Origin of the sequence: Ralstonia sp. TCR112 (assembly GCF_007997035.1) — a bacterium.
GTDB lineage: Bacteria > Pseudomonadota > Gammaproteobacteria > Burkholderiales > Burkholderiaceae > Ralstonia > Ralstonia edaphi.
Genome location: NZ_VOSS01000131.1, coordinates 1 through 2,404, shown reverse-complemented (window position 1 = coordinate 2,404; position 2,404 = coordinate 1). Strand labels below are relative to the sequence as shown.

Annotated in this window: 2 protein-coding genes; both read left to right on the top strand. The window is 65.8% G+C overall.

What is annotated here, in order from left to right:
• Positions 1 to 834, top strand: an 834-nt coding sequence (locus tag FUT88_RS23830) for an amidase family protein (protein WP_261797280.1), incomplete at its 5' end; no start/stop codon positions are given.
• Between the two features lie 176 nt (positions 835 to 1,010).
• A complete protein-coding gene (locus tag FUT88_RS23825) occupies positions 1,011 to 2,333 on the top strand; it encodes an MFS transporter (RefSeq protein WP_147218904.1) in 1,323 nt (440 codons plus the stop codon).
• Positions 2,334 to 2,404: the final 71 nt, after the last annotated feature.

Sequence of the window (2,404 nt, the reverse complement as noted above, 5' to 3'; positions counted from 1 at the left end):
ACGGACACCGGCGGCTCGATCCGCATTCCGTCGGCGTTCTGCAATCTGACGGGCTTCAAGCCCACCGCGCGCCGTGTGCCGATGACGGGCGCCGTGCCGCTGTCCACGTCGCTCGATTCCGGCGGCCCGCTCGCCAACTCGGTTGACTGCTGCGCCATCGTCGATGCCGTGTTGAGCGGCGAGTCCGGCAACGATGCGTTCGACACCACCGCAGTACCGCTGGCCGGATTGCGCTTCGGCATCACGCAGGACTTTGTCGGCGCGGATCTCGACAACACGGTCGCCGTTGCGTTCGAGCGCGCTGTCGAGCGGCTGGAACGTGCCGGCGCGCACATCGTGCGTTTCGAATTCCCCGAGCTGCTGCAACTGCCGGACATCAACAGCGGCGGCGGCTTCTCGGCGGCGGAATCCTGGGCATGGCATCGCGGGCTGCTCGCGCGTGCCGAAGCGCAGTACGACCCGCGCGTCGCCACGCGCATCCGCCGTGGCGAACAGATGAGCGCAGCGGCCTACATCGACGTGATCAACGCACGCGTGCGCATGATTGCCGCCGCACGCAAGCGGCTGGGCAACTTCGATGCATGGCTGATGCCGACGGTGGCCATCGTGCCGCCCGAAGTCGCACCGCTTGAAGCTGACGACGCAGCGTTCTTCCGCGTCAACGCCCTCGCGCTGCGCAATCCGAGCGTGATCAATTTCCTGGACGGCTGCGCGTTGACGCTGCCGGTACACGCTGCCGGCGAACTGCCGGTCGGCCTGTCGCTCTGCGGTCTCGCCAACGACGACGCGCGCATCCTGCGCGTCGGCCGGGCGGTGGAGGCTGCCCTGCGTTGATCGACTAGCCAGAACATTTGCCGCCGGCGTCCGGGCCACGCAGGCGGTTCCCCAAGCCAAGCCGAAAAAAAAGAAAAGGCGCGCTGTAGACGCGCCAGGCCCAACGCATGCCTGCGTTTCGTAAAACACAGCAGCACACGAAGCGCCGGCGCCCTCACACGCTATTGGAGGAAATCATGTCGCAAACCCAAGCCCTACCGGCCAACCCGACCGACCCGGCCAGTCGCCCGCTTCCCAGCACCGAGCTGGATGCCACCTACCGCCGCATTGCGTATCGCCTGGTGCCGTTCCTGGTCGTGCTGTTCATCCTCGCGTGGATCGACCGCGTCAATGTCGGTTTCGCCAAGCTGTCGATGCTGCAGGATCTGCAGTTCAGCGAAGCGGTGTACGGCCTGGGCGCCGGCATCTTCTTCATCGGCTACTTCCTGTTCGAAGTGCCGAGCAACCTGCTGCTCGAAAAGATCGGCGCTCGCAAGACGCTCGCGCGCATCACCATCCTGTGGGGCCTGGCCTCGATGGCGATGATCTACGTGAAGACGCCGACCTCGTTCTACGTGATGCGCTTTCTGCTGGGCATCTTTGAAGCGGGCTTCTTCCCGGGCGTGGTGCTGTACCTGACGTACTGGTTTCCCTCCGCACACCGCGCGCGCATCAACGGTCTGTTCATGACTTCGTTCGCGATTGCGGGCGTGGTGGGCGGCCCGATTGCCGGTTTCATCATGAGCCGCATGGAAGGCGTCGGCCACCTCGCCAACTGGCAATGGCTGTTCCTGCTCGAAGGCATTCCGTCCGTGCTGGCCGGCTTTGCCGTGCTGGCTTGGCTGCCCGAAACACCGCGTCAGGCCAAGTGGCTTTCTGCCGCCGAGCAAGACGCCGTCGTGCGCGCCGTTGAAGTGGAGAACCGCGACCCCGCCAAACACGCCTCGTTTGGCTCCGCGCTGGCCAACGCCCGCGTGTGGATCTGCGCAGCCATCTATTTCTGCGTGGTCAGCGGCAACGCCACCATCGCGTTCTGGACGCCGTCGATCATCAAGGAGCTGGGCGTGCAGGGCAATTTCCAGATCGGCCTGATCGCAGCCATTCCGTTCATCGCCGGCACGATTGCGATGGTCTGGAACGGCGCGCATTCCGACCGCACGGGCGAGCGCCGCATGCACTGCGCCATCGCCGCACTCATCGCCAGCGCGGGCCTGGTCGCAACAGGCGCACTGCTCGGCTCGCCCGCGCTCGCGCTGATCTCGCTCACCGTCGCCGCCATCGGCATCCTCGCCGCATTCCCGGTGTTCTGGTCGATCCCGGCCGTGTTCCTGGCAGGCACCGCAGCCGCAGGCGGCATCGCCCTCATCAACTCCATCGGCAACCTCGCCGGCTTCGTCGCGCCGTACATGATCGGCTGGCTGAAGACCAGCACCGGCCACCTCTCCGCCGGCCTCTACTTCGTAGCCGCGCTGGAGCTAGGCGCCGCCGTCCTGGTCATCCTAGGCACCCGCAAACACTAAGCACGTAGACGAACCATCGTGGCGCCCCCCCGCGCCGCAATGGTTTGGCCGTTGACGTTCCTGCCCTAGAT

Excerpts from the sequence above, each read along its gene's own strand:
- FUT88_RS23825 (WP_147218904.1), top strand. The coding sequence starts at position 1,011 with ATGTCGCAAACCCAAGCCCTACCGGCCAACCCGACCGACCCGGCCAGT.